At 68.6% G+C, this 17,775-nt stretch carries 15 protein-coding genes, 1 tRNA gene, 1 other RNA gene and 1 pseudogene; 13 read left to right on the top strand and 5 right to left on the bottom strand.

Features of this window, described 5'->3' with window-relative positions:
- Window positions 1-3: 3 nt before the first annotated feature.
- Window positions 4-1,669: pseudogene (gene qcrB, locus NS2_RS18110) on the bottom strand (cytochrome bc1 complex cytochrome b subunit).
- Window positions 1,670-1,766: 97 nt separating this feature from the next.
- Between qcrB and NS2_RS18105 the strand changes: the two are divergent.
- Window positions 1,767-3,212 (top strand): WS/DGAT domain-containing protein, encoded by a 1,446-nt coding sequence (locus tag NS2_RS18105; protein ID WP_052086596.1) that lies wholly within the window; start codon window positions 1,767-1,769, stop codon window positions 3,210-3,212.
- A 56-nt stretch (window positions 3,213-3,268) separates the two neighbouring features.
- Here NS2_RS18105 and NS2_RS18100 read toward each other — a convergent pair.
- Both NS2_RS18100 and NS2_RS18095 read right to left on the bottom strand, forming a co-directional pair.
- Window positions 3,269-3,354 (bottom strand) — tRNA-Ser (locus tag NS2_RS18100).
- 76 nt (window positions 3,355-3,430) lie between these two features.
- Entirely contained in the window at window positions 3,431-4,501 is a 1,071-nt protein-coding gene (locus NS2_RS18095; RefSeq protein ID WP_071812268.1) for a hypothetical protein, read from the bottom strand.
- A 100-nt stretch (window positions 4,502-4,601) separates the two neighbouring features.
- Between NS2_RS18095 and ffs the strand changes: the two genes are divergently transcribed.
- Window positions 4,602-4,696: signal recognition particle sRNA small type (ffs, locus tag NS2_RS18090), an RNA gene on the top strand.
- Window positions 4,697-4,831: 135 nt separating this feature from the next.
- Window positions 4,832-6,121 (top strand): aspartate aminotransferase type Ic, encoded by a 1,290-nt coding sequence (locus tag NS2_RS18085; RefSeq protein ID WP_033088621.1) that lies wholly within the window; start codon window positions 4,832-4,834, stop codon window positions 6,119-6,121.
- Window positions 6,122-6,199: 78 nt separating this feature from the next.
- Here NS2_RS18085 and NS2_RS18080 read toward each other — a convergent pair whose 3' ends face one another.
- Window positions 6,200-7,075: a methyltransferase domain-containing protein gene (locus NS2_RS18080; RefSeq protein ID WP_081986015.1), complete on the bottom strand. Its 876-nt coding sequence runs from the start codon at window positions 7,073-7,075 to the stop codon at window positions 6,200-6,202.
- Window positions 7,076-7,148: 73 nt separating this feature from the next.
- On the opposite strand from NS2_RS18080, the gene NS2_RS18075 reads away from it, so the two are divergent.
- The 10 genes from NS2_RS18075 to NS2_RS18030 all read left to right on the top strand — a co-directional run bounded on the left by NS2_RS18075 (window position 7,149) and on the right by NS2_RS18030 (window position 16,052).
- Complete coding sequence (locus NS2_RS18075) at window positions 7,149-7,727, top strand: HhH-GPD-type base excision DNA repair protein (protein WP_096490350.1); 579 nt, start codon at window positions 7,149-7,151, stop codon at window positions 7,725-7,727.
- Between the two features lie 118 nt (window positions 7,728-7,845).
- On the top strand, window positions 7,846-8,562 hold the full coding sequence (locus NS2_RS18070) for a DUF8020 domain-containing protein (RefSeq protein WP_033088622.1): 717 nt from the start codon (window positions 7,846-7,848) through the stop codon (window positions 8,560-8,562).
- 153 nt (window positions 8,563-8,715) lie between these two features.
- Complete coding sequence (locus tag NS2_RS18065) at window positions 8,716-9,447, top strand: DUF8020 domain-containing protein (protein WP_033088623.1); 732 nt, start codon at window positions 8,716-8,718, stop codon at window positions 9,445-9,447.
- Between the two features lie 141 nt (window positions 9,448-9,588).
- Entirely contained in the window at window positions 9,589-10,137 is a 549-nt protein-coding gene (locus tag NS2_RS18060) for a flavin reductase family protein (RefSeq protein ID WP_045438131.1), read from the top strand.
- Between the two features lie 45 nt (window positions 10,138-10,182).
- Window positions 10,183-11,061, top strand: coding sequence for an amino acid ABC transporter permease (locus tag NS2_RS18055; RefSeq protein WP_045438129.1), 879 nt, complete (start codon window positions 10,183-10,185; stop codon window positions 11,059-11,061).
- Window positions 11,058-12,146 (top strand): ABC transporter permease subunit, encoded by a 1,089-nt coding sequence (locus tag NS2_RS18050; protein ID WP_081986012.1) that lies wholly within the window; start codon window positions 11,058-11,060, stop codon window positions 12,144-12,146. The genes NS2_RS18055 and NS2_RS18050 overlap by 4 nt, the downstream gene beginning before the upstream one ends.
- Window positions 12,139-12,342, top strand: coding sequence for a hypothetical protein (locus tag NS2_RS18045; protein ID WP_143161507.1), 204 nt, complete (start codon window positions 12,139-12,141; stop codon window positions 12,340-12,342). Before NS2_RS18050 ends, NS2_RS18045 begins: the two co-directional genes overlap by 8 nt.
- Entirely contained in the window at window positions 12,335-13,246 is a 912-nt protein-coding gene (locus NS2_RS18040; RefSeq protein WP_036550592.1) for an ABC transporter permease, read from the top strand. Before NS2_RS18045 ends, NS2_RS18040 begins: the two co-directional genes overlap by 8 nt.
- Window positions 13,243-14,901 carry a dipeptide ABC transporter ATP-binding protein gene (locus NS2_RS18035; RefSeq protein ID WP_228102585.1) on the top strand — a complete coding sequence of 553 codons (1,659 nt, stop codon included), beginning with the start codon at window positions 13,243-13,245 and terminating at the stop codon, window positions 14,899-14,901. Before NS2_RS18040 ends, NS2_RS18035 begins: the two co-directional genes overlap by 4 nt.
- On the top strand, window positions 14,901-16,052 hold the full coding sequence (locus tag NS2_RS18030) for an LLM class flavin-dependent oxidoreductase (RefSeq protein ID WP_033088627.1): 1,152 nt from the start codon (window positions 14,901-14,903) through the stop codon (window positions 16,050-16,052). The genes NS2_RS18035 and NS2_RS18030 overlap by 1 nt, the downstream gene beginning before the upstream one ends.
- A gap of 200 nt (window positions 16,053-16,252) precedes the next feature.
- On the opposite strand, the gene NS2_RS18025 is transcribed toward NS2_RS18030, so the two are convergent.
- Entirely contained in the window at window positions 16,253-17,524 is a 1,272-nt protein-coding gene (locus NS2_RS18025) for an ROK family transcriptional regulator (RefSeq protein WP_033088628.1), read from the bottom strand.
- Window positions 17,525-17,775: the final 251 nt, after the last annotated feature.

Here is a 17,775-nt window from a genome sequence, read left to right as displayed (position 1 = left end):
GTACTAGATCGGTTGGTGTCCGTTGCCGGACCGGCCGTTGCCCGCGGCGTCCTGCTGCGCCCGGCGTAGCACCGCCAACTGGGCGTGCTCGGCCTCGCGGTCGTTGGCGGCGTTGACCTCCCGCTCCGCCTCCGGATCCGCGCGGAAGAACGCGCCCGTGCCCGGCCGCCCCGCGATGCCCAGTTCGTTCATCTTCCGGGGCACGTGCGCGCCCTGGTACTCCAGGGGAATCGGATGCCCGTGCTCGTCGGCCGGACCCAGCGGCTGATGCACTTCGATGTACTCGCCGTGCGGAAGCCGCCGCACCACACCGGTTTCGATGCCGTGCTCGAGGATCGAGCGGTCGCTGCGCTGCAGGCCCAGGCACAGCCGGTAGGCGGCGGTGTAAACCAGCGGCGGGATGGTCAGCAGGCCGATGCGGAAGGCCCAGGTGGTGGCATTGAGCGAGATGTCGAACTTGAAGGCGATGATGTCGTTGACGCAGGCCAGCGTGAGGATCAGATAGAAGCTCAGCGACATGGCCCCGATTGCGGTGCGCACCGGCACATCGCGCGGGCGCTGCAGCAGATTGTGCCGGGCCCGATCACCGGTGAGGCCGCTTCTCTATCCACGGGTAGGCGATGATCAGCGTGAAGATCAGCGGCATGAACAGCGCCACCGAGAACGCGCCCGGGACGGTGTGCCCGAAGGGGTAGGCCTCCCAGGCCGGGAACAGGCGCAGGAAGCCGTCGGTCCACATCATGTAGAAGTCGGGCTGGGTGCCGGCCGACACCTGGGAGGGGTTGTAGGGCCCCAGGTTCCAGATCGGATTGATCTGCAGCAGCCCGCCCATGATGGCCAGCACGCCCAGGGTGAAGGCGAAGTAGGCGCCCTGGTCCAGCGAGAACACCGGCACGATGCGGGTGCCGATCACGTTCTTCTCGCTGCGGCCCGGCCCCGGGTACTGGGTGTGCTTCTGATACCAGACCAGCGCGATGTGAACCCCGATGAGCGCCAGCATGATTTCGGGCAGCAGCAGGACGTGCGCGATGTAGAGCCGCGGAATGATGATGGTGCCGGGGAAGTCCCCGCCGAACATGAGCCAGTGCAACCAGGTGCCGATGACCGGGCTGCCCAGCGTGATGCCGGCGAAGGCGGCGCGCAGGCCGGTGCCCGAGAGCAGGTCGTCGGGCAGCGAGTAGCCGAAGAAGCCCTCGAACATGGCCATGATGAACAGCAGCGCGCCGATCACCCAGTTGGCCTCGCGCGGCTTGCGGAACGCGCCGGTGAAGAACACCCGGCACATGTGGATGATCATGGACGCGGTGAAAAGCAGTGCGGCCCAGTGGTGCACCTGCCGCACGAACAGTCCGCCGCGGACGTCGAAGGAGATATTCAGCGCGGTCTCGTAGGCGCGGGACATGGTGACCCCGCGCAGCGGCTGATAGGACCCGTTGTAGGTCACGTCCTGCATGGACGGATCGAAATACAAGGTCAAATAGACGCCGGAGAGCAGCAGAATGATGAAGCTGTAGAGCGCTATTTCTCCGAGCAGGAACGACCAGTGGGTCGGAAAGACCTTGTTGATCGATCTTTTCAGGAATGCGGCAGCTCGGTACCGCTCATCCGCAGCGTCGGCCTGCGCCGCCAGCCGATCGGCGGTCTTGGATCGATGTACCGTGGTTGCCATTGCGGTCACCCCGCCCCCGGGACAGTGAAAAGGCTTCTACTACGAACGGTAGCACCCAGAGGGGCTGCGCTGTATGGAGTTTCGTTATGGTCGTCGGGTGAATTCCCTGGCCGCCCGGGACGCGACCATGTACTGGCTGTCCGCGCGCACCCGCAACGATCTGTTCCTGCTCTACGGCTTCGCCGACACCGGGTGCGGCGTGGCGGAGCTGCGGGCGGGCGTGGCGGAGCGGGTCACGCATATTCCGGATTTGCTGATACACGTGCTGGATACTCCTGCAAACATTGCGTATCCGATTTGGGCGGCTTGCGAATTCACGAATGCTCAGTTCGTCGATCACGACCTCGGCACGGCGACATGGGCGAAGGTCACCGCGGCCGTGGGCGGGCTGCTGGGCGCCGGTCTGCATGCCGACGAGCGCCCGTGGCGGCTGCACGTCTTCCGGAACGTCTCGGGCGTCCCGGGATTCGCTACCGGTGAGTCGGCGCTCGTAGCGGTGCTCCAGCTATCCCACGCCCTGGCCGACGGCCGCCGGGCCGCGGTCATCGCGCGAGCCCTGTTCGGACACAGCGAATTTCCGGCACCCGATGCCGGATGGGCGTCTTCCCCGGTTATTCGCCGAGTGCTGCCGGGCAAGATCGGCGAGACGATGCTGAGCGCTCTCGCCGCTACCGTGGCCCTACCCGGGATCCCGATCGGTATGGCGCGCACCGTCGTCCGCGGACTGGCTGCCGCGCGGGCCCAGCGGCGGCTGGCGGAGCTCACCGCGACCGGCGAGCTCCCGCCGCCCGCGCCGGATGCCGAACCGACTGTCCTGAACGGCGGCGGCGCGATCCCGGCCGCGCATGCCGTGCGAATGCTGGTGTGCGACAAGAACCGGTTCCTCGCACCGGGGTACTCGGTGACGGTGGTGGCGCTCACCGCCATCTCCCTGGCGCTCGAGCACCACCTCCGGGAACGCGGCGACGCGGTGCCCGAATTGCGCGCCCAGGTCCCCATGGCGCGGCCCGCCGCCGAAACCGGCCGCCATGGCTCCGGTGACCGCGATGACTCTTCCGGCAGAAATGGCTACCGCGACCTGTCGGTGGATCTGGCCGTCTCCGAACCGATGCCGCACGCCCGGGCGGCCCGCATCGCCGCCGAGCTGGCCGCCCGCCGTGAACGCGCCGCGCACCCCCTCCAGGACGCGCAGGACGCCGTGACCGCCGTCCTCCCCGCCCCGCTGCTGCACCGCGAGGTGATGCGTGCCCCCATCGACGCGCTCCCCGAACGAGTTTCGGGTCACACCGTGGTCTCCAGTGTCGACCGGGGTGCCGCGGATCTCGAGTTCGGCGGCGGTGCGGTGCGATTCACAGCGGGCTTCCCGGCGCTGGGCGCGGTCATGCACCTGACCCACGGCATCCACGGCCTCGGCGACACCGTCACCGTTTCGATCCACGCCGACCCGCTCGTCCTCCCCGATCCCGACCGGTACGCACTGCTGCTGGATTCGGCCCTGGACGAGGTTGCCGACGCATTGCGCAATACCGAGGACACCGCGTGACACCGCGAAATACGGAAGGCCCCGGCCGGACTGAGTCCGGCCGGGGCCTTCGCAAGCGGAGGATAGGGGATTTGAACCCCTGAGGGCTGTTAACCCAACCCGCGTTCCAGGCGAGCGCCATAGGCCACTAGGCGAATCCTCCGCCGAGCAATATACCGGGTGCACCCCTGGTGGAAGCAAATGCAGTGGTCGGCGGCCACTTCTGCCCGATGTTGCGGCTACTTCTTCTTGATGTTCTGGAGTGCCTTGCGGACCTGCTCCTTGCAGGCCGTGGCGAGATCGTCCTTGCTGACGTCCTTGCCCTTGTACATGGTCAGGCGGAATTCCACCTTGACCGAGGCGTTGTCGTCCTTGACCGCGCAGGTGTAGTCGGTGGAGGTGAAGTAGGTGTAGTCGTCGACCTTGGAGGTCCAGTAGCCCGCCTCGCCGATGCCGCTCACGTCACCCGAGGTGCGGCCGCTGCCGGTGGTGCCGGTGTCGGAGGTCTTCCACAGGTCGTATTCGGGGCGGTTGTACGCGCTCGAGGACCCGCTCAGGAAGGCCACGTCGAGGGTGAGATCGGCGGTATTGGTGGAGGAGGAGTACTTGTCGGTCTTGCTGGTCTCCTCGTTGCCTGCGCGGCATTCGAAGCGGCCGCCCGAGTAATCGGTGGGCTTGGTCTCGGAGTGCTCGGGGGTGCCCTTGGAGTTGGCGGCCCACTTGCTCAGCACCGAGGTGTCGATCACGGTGCAGCCGTTGGTGACACCGTCCATGGTGTACTTCCCGGCATTCTTCTTCTTGTCACCGCCGAGCGGCGAGGAGTCGCTGCCCGAGAGCGCGACCACGCCGATGATCGCGCCGACGATCACCACCAGGCCGATGACACCGCCGATGATCCAGCCGTTCTTGTTGCCGCCCGAGCGCGGCGGCTGCGGCGCGTAGCCGTAACCCGGTGCGCCGGGCGGCACCGGGGGCGGCGGGGTGAACTGCTGCGGCGCGGCGTACTGCGGCTGGGCGTACTGCTGCTGCGGGAAGCCGCCGGACTGCATGGGCGGCACCGGCTGTTGGTAGCCGCCGCCGGTCACGGGCGGCTGCTGCGGGTAGCCGCCGCCGGACTGCGAGGGCGGAATCGGCTGCGCGGGCGGCGTGTACGTCCCGCCGCCGGCCGCGTAGTTGAGCATGGTCGGATCCGCGCCCTGCAACGGTTGGCCGGGATCGGTTCCGGTGGGCGGGGTGGCCCACCATTGCGCGGTCTCCTGGGCTTTCTGCGGGTCCTGCGGCCCGCCCGGTCCTGGCTCGGAACTCGTCATGTGCTTCTTACCCCTCCGGAAATGAGCGGGGGACCCCGCGTGTCGCAGGCATCGTATCGACCCCGGGCGGCAGCGGTCGCGGTGAGCCGCTACACTGGCCGACGGATCCAGCGCGGCGCGCATCCTGTGAACTCCCCCAGGGCCGGAAGGCAGCAAGGGTCAACGGGCTCTGCCGGGTGCGCTGGGTCCCCTTTCGTTTCCGGGGGTTCCGTCCGCTCCGGAGTCCCGATATCCCTGTCGATTCGGCGAGCCGTCCTAGTAACCTGGGCGGTTGGGTTCGCGATGCGCGTAACCCTGGACACACATCCACGCCATTGGAAAGGCTGTCAGATGCCTCGGCAGACGCAATTCGGTTTGATGAGCCATGCGGAACTCGCGACGGAACACGAGACGCAGACCGCGAACTACGCGAAGCTCAAGACCGAGAAGCTGACGCTGGACATTACGAGGGGTAAGCCCTCGCCCGAGCAGCTGGACCTCTCCCAGGAACTCCTGGAGCTGCCGGGTGCCGCCGACTACCGCGATGCCAACGGCACCGACGTGCGCAATTACGGTGGCCTGCACGGCCTGCCGGAGCTGCGCGTCATTTTCGGTGAGCTGCTGAACATTCCGGTGTCGAATCTGGTGGCCGGCAACAATGCCAGCCTGGAGATCATGCACGACCTGCTGGTCTTCTCGGTGCTGCACGGCACCGCGGATTCGGTGCGCCGCTGGGCCGATGAGCCGGTGCTCAAGTTCCTGTGCCCGGTGCCGGGTTACGACCGCCACTTCGCCATCACCGAGTCGCTCGGCTTCGAGATGATCCCGATCCCGATGAACGGCGACGGCCCGGACGTCCACCTGATCGCGGAGCTGGTGGCCTCCGATCCCGGCATCAAGGGCATGTGGGTGGTCCCGAACTACTCCAACCCGACCGGCGTCACCTATTCCGAAGCCGTTGTCCAGGAACTGGTTTCGATGCCGACCGCGGCACCGGACTTCCGTCTGATGTGGGACAACGCCTACGCCGTGCACCCGCTCACCGAGACCGCCGACCCGGTGCTGGACGTGCTGGGCATGGCCGAGCGGGCCGGGCACCCGAATCGCCCGTTCGTGCTGGCCTCCACCTCCAAGATCACCTTCGCGGGGGCGGGTGTGAGCTTCTTCGGCTCCTCGACCGCCAACCTGGAGTGGTATCTGAAGCACCTGGGCAAGAAGACGATCGGCCCGGACAAGGTGAACCAGCTGCGCCACCTGCGCTTCTTCAAGGACGCCGAGGGCGTGCGGGCGCACATGCAGCGCCACCGCGAGATCCTGGAGCCGAAGTTCAAACTGGTGCTGCGGATTCTGGAGGATCGTCTGGGCGCGTCCAAGGTGGCGTCCTGGACCGAGCCCAGGGGCGGCTACTTCATCAGCCTGGACGTGCTGGAGGGCACCGCGAGCAAGGTGGTGGCCCTGGCCAAGGACGCGGGCATCGCGCTGACGCCCGCCGGGGCCTCCTACCCGTACGGAAAGGACCCGGAGGACAAGAACATTCGCATCGCGCCCAGCTTCCCGTCCACGGCTGAGCTGGAGAAGGCGATGGACGGCCTGGCCACCTGCGTGCTGCTGGCCTCGGCCGAGAAGCTGCTGAGTCTGTAAGGGACACAACCAAACGAGAGGCGCGCACCTCGAAAGGGCGCGCGCCTCTTGTGTTTCCGCGTCGATACCGGTTTCGCGTCAGTTCGGCTTGTGCGCCAGTACCGCGAAGATGGTCACCGACAGGTGGATGTCACCGCTGGCCGCACCGGCTTCCAGGTCGGCGAGCAACTGGTCGCGCTGGCGTTGGGTGATGGACCCGCGCGCGACGGCTCGATCGGCGACGCGTGCCACCAGCGCGCCCGCGCCGACACCACCGTCCTGGATGAGCGCGTGCGAGGCGATGTCGTCGACGACCAGTCCGGCCGCGGTGAGCTGTCCCGCCAGGCGGCGGCCCGCGAACGGGTTGGTGGTGCCCGCGATCATGGTCTCGATCACCTCGTGCACCACGTGGCGGTCGCCGGGATGCACGATGGCCGTGCCCCAGTCGCTGTCCATGACCACCACGCGACCGCCCGGCCGCAGCACGCGGGCGATCTCCCCGGCGGCCCGGGCGGGGGAGGTGAGGTGTCCGAAGACGCGCTCGCACAGCGCCACATCGAAGCTCTCGCTGCCGACCGGCAGGCCGTAGGCGTCGCCGCTGATGAAGGTGGCGGTGGAACCGGCGGCTGCGGCGCGGCGTTCGGCGGCGAAGAGCAGCTCCGGATCGGGTTCGACGCCGAGCGCGGTGCCGGTGGGTCCGACCCGCTCGGCCAGGGTCAGCACCTCCGATCCGGTGCCGGATCCGACATCGACGGCGCTCTCGCCGGGCCGGGTCGCCAGGGCGTCGTGGGCCCAGGCCCGCAGGCGCCGGATACCCGGCAGCGCCGCCTGTAGATCGTTGACGTCGACGAGCTGATCTTGTCCATCACGGTCGAAACGGTCCGGTCGCAGTCCGACCGGGTCCGATGCGCTTCCGCTGCGCTCCAGCGAGGCAGCGCCAGGTTGCGACGCGGTTCGTACTGAAGAATTAGCCATGGTGTCGGGCATATGGCCGAGCCTAGTCGTGACCCGCGTCACCGCAACGCAAGATGAATGGGATGATCGATCCATGGTGAGCCGCACGCTGTGTATTGCGCAGGAATCCGATGCCGACGAGCTGCTTTCGAACGATGATTTCGCCCTGTTGGTCGGAATGATGCTGGATCAGCAGTTTCCGATGGAGCACGCATTCCGCGGCCCCTGGAAACTCGCCGACCGGATGGGCGGCTTCGATATCAACCGGATCGCCGCCGCCGATCCCGAGGAATTCGAGGAGCTGGCCGCCACCCCACCCGCCATCCACCGCTACGGCCGATCCATGGGCCGCCGCGTGCAGGAGTTGGCTCGATACATTGTCGAGAACTACGACGGCAATACCGCCGGACTCTGGACCGAGGGCGATCCGGACGGCAAAGAGGTCCTGAAGCGCCTGAAAAAGCTCCCCGGCTTCGGCGACCAGAAGGCCCGAATCTTCCTGGCGCTCTTGGGAAAACAGCGCGGCTTGGACGCGAAGGGCTGGCGCGAGGCGGCGGGCGCGTACGGCGAGGACGGCTCCCGCCGTTCGGTCGCCGACGTCACCGATGCCGAATCCCTCACGCAGGTACGGGAATTCAAGAAACAGGCGAAGGCCGCCGCCAAGGCGAAGTAGCCCCTGCCTGTTTTGTCCCGATCGAATCAAGCTGGTTTTTACCCTCCAGAAATCCGCGGGGTTGCTTGATGCTTGCCGCCGACAGTTCAAGTTCGCGGCAGTGGGAAGCAGTACCAGCATGAAGATGAGGAAATTCGTCGGGATCGCGGCTTTGGCGATCGTGGCGATCGGCGTGAGCTCCGGCACCGTGAACGCGGCTCCGGCCGTATCCGAGACCGGTATCAACTACACCGCCGAGGTTACCGATACGGGCACGAGGATTCGTACCGACGCCGGTTCGCTGGTGAACGAAAACGGCGTTTTCAAGATCAAGACTCCGGACGGCACCGTGGTGGCGGGCTCCGAATTGACGCTGCGGGTGGATGATTTCGAGTTCCCGATCGCGGCCGAGATCAAGGACCGCACCGCGACTCTGACTCCCCGCATCGATGAGGCGCACGCGGTCTACAAGCCGGTGGCTCTGCCCTACGAGGGCCAGGCGCCATGGAAGTCCCAGTACGACCGTGAGCAGGCGGCCTGGAACCGGCTGCGCGACACCATCGGCCTGGGCGCGACGATCGGCACCCTGGCCGGCGGGCTGGGTGGCGCGGCGCTCGGCTGCATCGTCGGCGCGGGTGCCGCCGCCGGGCTCGTCGGTCTCGGTTCGGCGGGCATTCTGGCCGCCCTTTTCGTGCCGCTGCTCGGTGCGGCGGGCGCGGGCTGCGTTATCGGCGCGGGTGCGGTCGGCTTCCTCGGCACCATCGCGGGCCAGCTGTTCGTGACGGCTCCGGTCGCGATTGCCGCTGCGGTGCAATACTTCACCACCATCAACCAGCCTTTCGCTCCCGCGAAATAGTGGCACTGGCAACGGATGGGCAAAGTTCACCAATGGGGAACCGGCGTGCCACTTTGCGTTTGTAGTGGCCGGTTTCGATCACTGAGCCCGACGGGACACGGCTGACCCCATCCCCTGGGCGCACCTGCTCATCTCAAGAGGAATTCCAAATACATGCGTCTCAAGAAATTCGCCGCGACTTCGGCCCTGGTGATCGCCTCGCTGGGCATTACCGCCGGGACCGTCAACGCCGCGCCGACCGCCCCGGCCGATAACGGGATCAACTACACCGCCAGCCTCACCGAGACCGGCACGGTCATCCGTACCGACGCCGGTTCGCTGGTGAACGACAACGGCGTCTTCAAGATCAAGGCTGCCGACGGCACCACCGTCGCCGGTACCGAGCTCAAGGTGCGCATCGACGACTTCGAGTTCCCGGTCGTCGCCGAGATCAAGGACCGCACCGCGACCCTGACCCCGCAGGTCGACATGGAGCACGCGACCTACGCCCCGGTCGCCAAGGACGTCGCGCTGCCCTACGAGGACCAGGCTCCCTGGAAGACGGACTACGACCGTGAGCTGGCCGCCTTCAACCGCATGAAGGACGAGATCAGCCTGGGCGCCACCATCGCCACCCTGGTCGGTGGCCTCGGTGGTGCGGCGCTGGGCTGCATCATCGGCGGCGGTGTGGCGGCCAGCCTCGCCACCATCGGTTCGGCGGGCATCCTGTTCGCCATGTTCGTGCCGCTGCTGGGCGCCGCCGGTGCGGGCTGCCTCGTCGGTGCGGGCGCGGTCGGCTTCCTCGGCACCATCGCGGGCCAGCTGTTCATCACGGCTCCGGTCGCGATCGCCGCTGCCGCGCAGTACTTCATCACCATCACCGGCCCGAAGGTTCAGGCCAAGTAGGAGCAAGGGGACTTCGAGGAATCAGCATCACCTCATCGGGACAACCCGTCCGGTCGATCACGACCGGGCGGGTTTCGCCTTTTGTATTCGGCGTGAGCCCAATCCTGTTGCCGGGCCGGGCTGTGGTGCTGCACTGAGGCGATGGGCGAGCTGACCTCGATTCACGGCGCGGCTGCCGCGCTTGCCGCAGTTGACGGATCCGACCTACGGCGCACCTTCGCGCACTTTCCCAGCGGGGTGGTGGCGGTGTGCGCTCGCATCGGCGGAGCCCCGTACGGGTTGGTGGCCAGCACCTTCGTGCCGGTATCGCTGGATCCGCCGCTGGTGTCGATCTGTGTTCAGTACACCTCGCAGACCTGGCCGAGGTTGGAGCAGGCCGGCCGGTTGGGGCTGAGCCTGCTCAGCAGCGAGCAGGAGCCCGCCGCGCGGAGTATCGGTTCGCGGCGTGGGGACAGGTTCCGGAATGTGGAGCTGCACACCGGGAATGAGAACGCGGCCTTCGTGGGCGGGGCGGCCGCCTGGCTGGAGACCTCGGTGCACGAGCAGGTGCCGGCGGGGGACCACGCGGTGGTCTTGTTGCGGGTGCATCGGGTGAGTGTGCGGGCCGAGTCCGAGCCGATGGTGTTCCATCGCAGTGGTTTCCGCGCGTTCGACGGGAAATCTGCTGTGGGGCAATTGAATTCAGCGTGATCGGGATCGGCGACAGGGCGCGACCGGATTCGTATCGTCGGATTCATGAGCACCCTGGCGGTATCCGAGCAGCCGGTGGCGGCGGCCGGACCCGATGACGGCGACCTGCCGATCGTCCGCACCCGGCACCCGTGGCGGTGGGCGACGGCCGCCGTGGCGCTGGTGCTGGTGGCGCAGTTCGCGCACGGGCTGATCACCAATCCGGGCTGGGACTGGGGCACTTTCGCGCAGTACATAACCGCGAAGTCGATGTTGTCGGCCCTGCGGGTGACTCTGGAACTGACGTTCTGGGGCACCCTGCTGGGTTTCTTCATCGGTATCTGGCTGGCGGTGGCCCGCTTGTCGAGCAGCCCGGTGCTGCGGACGATTTCGTGGACCTATATCTGGGCGTTCCGCTCGATTCCGCTGATCGTGCAGTTGCTGTTCTGGTTCAACCTGGCGTACCTGTACCAGACGCTGTCGCTGGGTATTCCGTTCGGACCGGAGTTCGTGCACTTCCAGACCAATGGCGTGATCAGCGGATGCAGCGCGGCCGTCATCGGATTGGCGCTGCATCAGGCGGCCTATTCGGCGGAAATCGTTCGGGCCGGGATCATTTCGGTCGATCAGGGGCAGTGGGAGGCGGCCCGGTCGCTGGGCCTGCCGTGGCGGCGGCAGTTCTTCACCACTATCGTCCCGCAGGCGATGCGCGGGATTCTGCCGAATGCCGCCAACGAGGTGATCAGCCTGTTCAAGGGCACCTCGATCGTGTCGACCATGGCCATTGCCGAGCTGTTCTACCAGGTGCAGGTGATCTACGGCCGCAATGGCTGGGTGGTGCCGCTGCTCATGGTGGCGACGGTCTGGTACATCCTGCTGAGCATCATCCAGTTCTATATCGAGCGGCATTTCTCCAAAGGGCACAGCGCGAAGGGGAACCGATGAGCGACTTCGCGATCGAATTGCGCGGCATCCGAAAGTCTTTCGGCAAGAACGAGGTGCTGTCCGGGATCGATCTGACGGTGCGGCCCGGCGAAGTCACCGTCATTCTGGGCCCGTCGGGATCGGGCAAGTCGACGCTGCTGCGCACCATCAACCACCTCGAGCAGGTGGACGGCGGCACCGTCCGGGTGGGCGGAGAACTCGTCGGCTATCGCCGCAAGGGTGACAAGCTCTACGAGCTGCACGAGCGCGAGATCCTGCGACAGCGCGCCCGGATCGGATTCGTGTTCCAGAACTTCAATCTCTTTCCGCACCTGACGGTCCGGGAGAATGTGGCGCTCGCGCCCGTCGCCGCCCAGCGCCGCGCCAAGGGCCACTCCATCTTCAGCGGCCAGACCGTCACCGGCGCCCTGGCCGACGCCCTGCCCTCGACGCTCGCCCTGGCCGTGTCCGGCCTGCTGCCGGCCGTCATCGGCGGCACCGGGCTCGCCCTGGCCGCCGCCTACACCTCGCGGCCGTGGCTGCGCGGCCTGCTCACCGCGCTGCCGCCGATCGGGGCGTCCATGCCCGCGTTCTGGGTGGGATTGCTGCTGCTGCAACTGTTCTCGTTCCGGCTGCGGCTGGTCCCGGCCTTCGGCGGGACCGGATTCGCGGGTACCGTGCTGCCCGCCGTCACCCTGGCCCTGCCGGTCGGAGCGGTGATCGCCCAGGTGCTCCACACCAGTCTGGTCGCCACCTGGCGGCAGCCGTTCGTGGAGGTCGCCTTCGCCAAAGGCGCGTCGCGCTGGTGGGTGCAGCTGCGTCACGTGCTGCGCCCGGCGGCGACGCCCGCGCTCACGGTGGCCGGGCTCTGGGTCGGGCAGGTGCTGGCCGGATCGGTGGTCACCGAGACGGTGTTCTCCCGGCCGGGACTGGGTCGCCTGACCCAGGAATCGGTGCTGCACCAGGACATTCCGGTGGTGCAGGGCATCGTGGTGTTCGCGGCGCTGGTCTTCGTCACCGTCAACCTGCTCATCGATCTGTCCTATCCACTCCTGGATCCCCGAGTGGCACAGCGGTATTCGAGGAAGGAAAGCGCTCATGTCTGACTTGCGTGCCCACCTGCTCCGGAGCTGGCGCGCACGCCTGCGCGTATCCTCCGGCCCCCGCTCCCGATTGCGGGTCGTCACGCTGACCCACCCGCTGCTCGACCCGGGCATCGCCTACTGGGTCGTCGACGACACGGCCTTGATGGTCGACGACACGGCGCGGCCCACCGCGGGCGAAATGTGGACCGATGACTGAGTTTTTGGAGACCGCGATCGAGCGGCCGCGAACCGGTCCGGCGCCCGAACCGCTGCCGGGCGGTCGGGAGCGCCGGTCGATTCCGGTGCGACGGGCGGCGGTGTGGTTGCGCCGCAGGCTCGGACTCGTCGCCGGGGGGACCGTGGTGCTGCTCGTGCTGGCCTGGGCGGTCGCGCCGTCGGTGTTCGCGAGCGGCGATCCGCTGCGCGGCATACCCGCACAGAAGCTGCGTGCTCCGAGCACGGAGCACTGGTTCGGCACCGACAATCTCGGTAGGGACCTGTACACGCGGGTGGTGCACGGGACCGGGCTCTCGGTGAGCGCCACCGTCTTCGCGGTGCTGCTCGGATCGGCCGTCGGCTCGCTGCTGGGGTTGGTGGCGGGCGGGGCCGGGGGCGCGCTGGATACCGCGATCATGCGGGTGGTCGACGTGCTGCTGTCCATTCCGGATCTGCTGGTGGCCCTGGCCATGATTACCGTGCTGGGGCTGGGCACCCGCAATGTGTCCATCGCCGTGGGCGTTTCGCTCATCGCGCGATTCGCCCGGGTGATGCGCGGCGAGGTGCTGCGGGTGCGGCGGGCACCGTACGTGGAGGCGGCCTTCGCCGCGGGCGTGCGGTGGCACAGGGTGCTGTTCCGGCACGTGTTGCGCAACGCGCATCTACCGGTGGCGGCGCTGGCCGCGGTCGATTTCGGGGTCGCGGTGTTGTTCGTGGCCACGCTCGGCTTCCTCGGCTACGGCGCGGTGCCGCCGACCCCGGAATGGGGATCGCTGGTCTCCGACGGCCGCGGATTCCTGGCCACGGCCTGGTGGCTGACCACGCTGCCGGGCGTGGTGATCGTGGTGCTGGTGCTGTCCACCCAGCGTGTCGCGCGGGCCTTGCAGAAGGAAGAATCCCTATGAGTACCTGTGGAAGCCAGCGAACCATGCCGTGGGAGGACGCGGCGGCATTGTTGCGTATCGAGGGGCTACAGGTCGAGTACCGGGGCGGCACCGGGACCACGGTCGCCGTGCGCGGCGCGTCACTCGAGGTGCGGCGCGGTGAGACGGTCGCACTGGTGGGCGAATCCGGCTCGGGGAAGTCGACTCTCGCGCACGCGGTGATCGGGCTGCTCGATGGGGGCACCGTCACCGGGGGTGAGATCACCTTCGCGGGGGATCGCATCGACGGGGCCGCGCCGCAGGCTTTGCGGCGGATCCGCGGTGCGCGCATCGGCCTGGTGCCCCAGGATCCGGGCACCTCGCTGAACCCGGTGCTGCGTATCGGCGCGCAGGTGGGGGAGGTGCTGCGGATCCACGGGCGCGCCGATCGACGCACCGCCGCAATCGAAGCCGTCCGAATCCTGGAGCAGGCCGGATTGGATCGCCCCGAACTGCGGGCCCGGCAGTATCCACAGGACCTGTCCGGGGGACAGCGTCAGCGCGTGCTGATCGGCATCGCCCTGGCCTGCGGCCCGGAACTGGTGATCGCCGACGAGCCGACCAGCGCGCTGGACGTCACCGTGCAGCGCCGGATTCTCGACCACCTGGCGCAGCGCACCGCCGAGTCCGGCACGGCGGTGTTGCTCATCACCCACGATCTGGCCGTGGCCGCCGAGCGCGCCGACCGGATCGCGGTCATGCGGGAGGGCCGGATCGTCGAAACCGGCACGGCCGCCGAGGTGCTCGGCAATCCACGGCACGAGTACACCAAGCGCCTCATCGCGGCCGCCCCCCGCTCGGGCCGGGCCGAACGTCCGCGCCGCGAGCACCCGGCACTGCTGCTCTCGGCGACGGGGCTGCGCAAATCCTTCCGCATCACCCGGGATTTCACGCTGAGCGCGGTGGACGAAGTCTCCTTGGAGATCGATCGCGGTGAAACCCTCGCGGTCGTCGGCGAATCCGGCTCGGGCAAGTCGACCACCGCCCGCATCATCGCCCGGCTGACCGAACCGGACGCGGGCACCGTCACCTTCGACGGCCGGGACATCACCGCGCTGCGGGGAGCGCAGCTGCGCGCCCTGCGCCGCCGCATCCAGGTCGTGTACCAGAACCCGTATGTCTCATTGAATCCCAAGCTGACCGTCGGCAAGATCGTGGCGGAGCCCTTGCAGGCGTTCGGAATCGGTGACCGGAGTTCGCGCCGCGCCACCGTCGCCGAGCTGCTGGAACAGGTAGCGCTGCCGGGCGGCTACCTGGACCGTCGTCCCGCCGAACTCTCCGGCGGACAGCGTCAGCGCGTCGCCATCGCCCGCGCGCTGGCCCTGCGCCCCGACCTGCTCGTCCTCGACGAACCGGTGTCGGCCCTGGACGTGTCGGTGCAGGCGCAGATCCTCGACCTGCTCGAACGCCTGCAGGCCGAGCTGGATCTCGCCTACCTGTTCATCTCCCACGACCTGGCCGTGGTCCGTCGCCTGGCCGACCGGGTGGCGGTCATGCGCCACGGACACCTTGTCGAAACAGCGGATACCGCAGCACTTTTCGGCAGTCCACGCAGCGAATACACCCGCGAGCTGCTCGCCGCCGTACCCCGGGCCACCGCGCCCGGCGCGCCTGTTCCACTCGAAAGGACAGCCTGATGCCGCACCCCACCCCCACCATCCCACTCTCGGTCCTGGACCTGGCCCCGATCAGCACCGGCTCGACGCCGGGGCAGGCGGTGCGCAACAGCGTCGACCTGGCCCGGCACGCGGAACGGCTCGGCTACCACCGCTTCTGGGTCGCCGAGCACCACTTCGTGCGGGTCGCCAGCTCCGCGCCGAACACGCTCATCGGATTGCTCGCGGCGGCAACCGAATCCATCCGGGTCGGCTCCGCCGCCGTGCAGCTGGGCCACCACACCTCAGTCTCGGTGGTGGAGGCGTTCGGCACCATCGACGCCCTCTATCCGGGTCGCCTGGATCTGGGTCTGGGCCGCTCGGGGCACCGAGTGGAACAGGTGCGTTCCGCGGGCGTCCCGCCGGTGCCCGCGCCCGAACGTCCCACCGAGGTGCGCGACGGCGTGATCATCCCGCCGCCCTTCTTCCCGGGTCAGCTGCTCGACTTCTCCAGGGTGAAGGCGGGATTGGGGGCGCTGCACCTGCCGGGCGCGCAGCCGCTGCCCTACACCGACCAGGTCGAGGACATCGGCGCGCTGCTGGACGGCACCTACGTCAGCCCCGAGGGCGTCGAGCTGCACGCGGTCCCGGGGGAGCACGCCGACATCCAGCTCTGGCTGTTCGGCAGCAGCGGCGGCGAAAGCGCCCGGCTGGCAGGGCGATTGGGCCTGCCCTTCGCGGCCAACTACCACGTCTCCCCGGGCACCATCGTCGAAACCGTGGAGGCATACCGGGCGGCGTTCCGGCCGTCGGCCCGATTCCCGCGGCCGTATCTGGTGGTCTCCGCCGACGTGGTGGTGGCCGAGGACGATGCCACCGCACAGCATCTGGCGTCCAGCTACGGCCACTGGGTCTACAGCATTCGCAGCGGGGCGGGCGCCGCCGAATATCTCGACCCCGCCACCGCGCCGCCGCTGACCGATCAGCAGCGCCGCCTCGTCGACGACCGGGTCACCACCCAGTTCGTCGGCTCCCCGGCCACCGTCACCGAACGCCTGCACGCCCTGCGCAGGCTGACCGGCGCGGACGAAATCCTCATCACCAGTGTCGCTTTCGACCACGCCGACCGGTTGAACTCGCACCGGCTGCTGGCTCGCGAGTGGGGGCTGACCCCGCAGGTGCGCGCCGCCTGAGACCCCGCCGCCCGCCCGGAAGGGGACTCCGGGGCGGGTGGCGGGACCCCGCGGCACGCAATGGGCCTCGCGTGCGGCGGAACCCGGGGCCGGGCCGGATCGTGGACTATCCGGCCCGGCCCTCTTCGACGCGAGAACCACTGCGCCACAAGAGAATCCCCGCCGGGACACACCAGGCGGGGATTTCGTCGTTCGACGCGTCAGCGAGTGGTACGGGTGGCGCGGCGCATGGCCGAGAGCGGATCGGCGTAGAACACGCTGATCGAGGTCACCGCCGCCGCGAATTCCTGCACCCGGCCGCCGAATCGGCTGATCCGCAGGTCGGCCGCGGGCAGCGTGGTCGACTCCGCGAACGCCTTGGCCACCCGCTCCATCCCCGGCCGCCAGCCGGTGAAGGCCTGACCGCCCAGGACCACGCGGTCCGGATTGAACATGTCTCGCACCAGAGCCGCTGTGCGCCCGAGGATTTCGGCCCGCTCGAGGAGCAGGTCCCGGGCTGCGGCATTACCGGAGTCGGCGGCCCGGTACAGATCGGTCACGGCCGGGCGGCGCGGGGCCTCCGGCTTGGGCAGCACGCCCTTGCGCACCGCGCGCTCCAGCAGGGCGCGCTCTCCGACCGCGGCCTCGAAGCAGCCGCGCCGGCCGCAGGTGCAATCCGCGTCCGAGCCGGTCGGCAGGTGCGCGATCGAACCCGGGCCGTTCGCGGGGGTGTGCACCCGATCGTGCAAAGTCACTGCCACACCGGCGGTTTCGCGCGCGTACACGAACAGGCTGCTGCCCGGCCGCGCCTCCTCGCCCGGCTCCCGGGTGAGCAGCAACTCGGCCGCGGCCATCGCCTCGACGTGCGTCGACACCGAGACCGGCAGATCCAGCACACTGCTGAAGACCGCCGCCACCGGCGCGGCCTGCCAGCCCAGGCGCGGATGATCCACCACGCCCGCGGCCGGATCCACCCGCCCGGCCAGCGCCACGCCGGTCCACAGCGGCCGCCGCCGCGGCAGCCGGTCCAGGAACGCTTTGGCGCTGCGGGCCACGATGGTCAGCGCCGCGTCCTGAGTCGTTTGGGGCGTGGCGATCTCGAGCCCGCCGAGAATGCGGCCGGACAGGTCCGCGGCCACGATGCGGGTGACGGTGAAGCCGATGTGCACGCCCAGCGTCACGTACGAGTCGGTGTCGACCTCGAACGGCACGCGCGGGCGGCCCACCGCGCCGGACGCGGTCAGGTCGGCGCGCTCGCGCAGCAGTCCGGCCGAAAGCAGCGCGGACACTTGGCGATTCACGGTCGCGATGCTCAGACCCGTGGCCTGCGCCGCGATATCGCGGAAGATCGGGCCGCGGGTGGCGGCGCGCAGGACCGCGGCCGCCGGATTGTCGGTGATGCGGAGCTCCGGCGGCACGGCCGGGCGGGCCGGAGCCAGCCGGGCGGCGACGGAGCCGGAACTGTGGGGACGTTCGAGTGTGGGGCTGGACACTTTTGGAATCCTTGCTGCGGTCCCACCTGTCGACAGGGGGACGAATGCCTACACGGAGGTATCAGCTGTGCAGCGAGGAACCCGGATACAACGGGGCGGTGGCCCCTGACGGATCGGGCTCAGAACTCGGCTGCGGAACGGCGGGGACAACACAGTTCCCGTTGCCGCGGCAGCCGAACGCCCAGCGCGACGGTCACATAGGTGACCCGCGGCGCGGAGAGTGGGCGACTGGCAGACATGGGATCAAAGTA

It is taken from the genome of Nocardia seriolae NBRC 15557, from assembly GCF_007990715.1.
Taxonomy (GTDB): Bacteria; Actinomycetota; Actinomycetes; order Mycobacteriales; family Mycobacteriaceae; genus Nocardia; species Nocardia seriolae.
The sequence above is the reverse complement of the archived record's forward strand: the minus strand, read 5'-3'. Positions and strand labels throughout refer to the sequence as shown.

Bases quoted from the DNA above. Each gene is read 5' to 3' on its own strand.
- NS2_RS18095 (WP_071812268.1), bottom strand. From the start codon at position 4,501: ATGACGAGTTCCGAGCCAGGACCGGGCGGGCCGCAGGACCCGCAGAAA.
- NS2_RS18085 (WP_033088621.1), top strand. From the start codon at position 4,832: ATGCCTCGGCAGACGCAATTCGGTTTGATGAGCCATGCGGAACTCGCG.
- NS2_RS18080 (WP_081986015.1), bottom strand. From the start codon at position 7,075: ATGGCTAATTCTTCAGTACGAACCGCGTCGCAACCTGGCGCTGCCTCG.
- NS2_RS18075 (WP_096490350.1), top strand. From the start codon at position 7,149: ATGGTGAGCCGCACGCTGTGTATTGCGCAGGAATCCGATGCCGACGAG.
- NS2_RS18070 (WP_033088622.1), top strand. From the start codon at position 7,846: ATGAAGATGAGGAAATTCGTCGGGATCGCGGCTTTGGCGATCGTGGCG.
- NS2_RS18065 (WP_033088623.1), top strand. From the start codon at position 8,716: ATGCGTCTCAAGAAATTCGCCGCGACTTCGGCCCTGGTGATCGCCTCG.
- NS2_RS18060 (WP_045438131.1), top strand. From the start codon at position 9,589: ATGGGCGAGCTGACCTCGATTCACGGCGCGGCTGCCGCGCTTGCCGCA.
- NS2_RS18055 (WP_045438129.1), top strand. From the start codon at position 10,183: ATGAGCACCCTGGCGGTATCCGAGCAGCCGGTGGCGGCGGCCGGACCC.
- NS2_RS18050 (WP_081986012.1), top strand. From the start codon at position 11,058: ATGAGCGACTTCGCGATCGAATTGCGCGGCATCCGAAAGTCTTTCGGC.
- NS2_RS18045 (WP_143161507.1), top strand. From the start codon at position 12,139: ATGTCTGACTTGCGTGCCCACCTGCTCCGGAGCTGGCGCGCACGCCTG.
- NS2_RS18040 (WP_036550592.1), top strand. From the start codon at position 12,335: ATGACTGAGTTTTTGGAGACCGCGATCGAGCGGCCGCGAACCGGTCCG.
- NS2_RS18035 (WP_228102585.1), top strand. From the start codon at position 13,243: ATGAGTACCTGTGGAAGCCAGCGAACCATGCCGTGGGAGGACGCGGCG.
- NS2_RS18030 (WP_033088627.1), top strand. From the start codon at position 14,901: ATGCCGCACCCCACCCCCACCATCCCACTCTCGGTCCTGGACCTGGCC.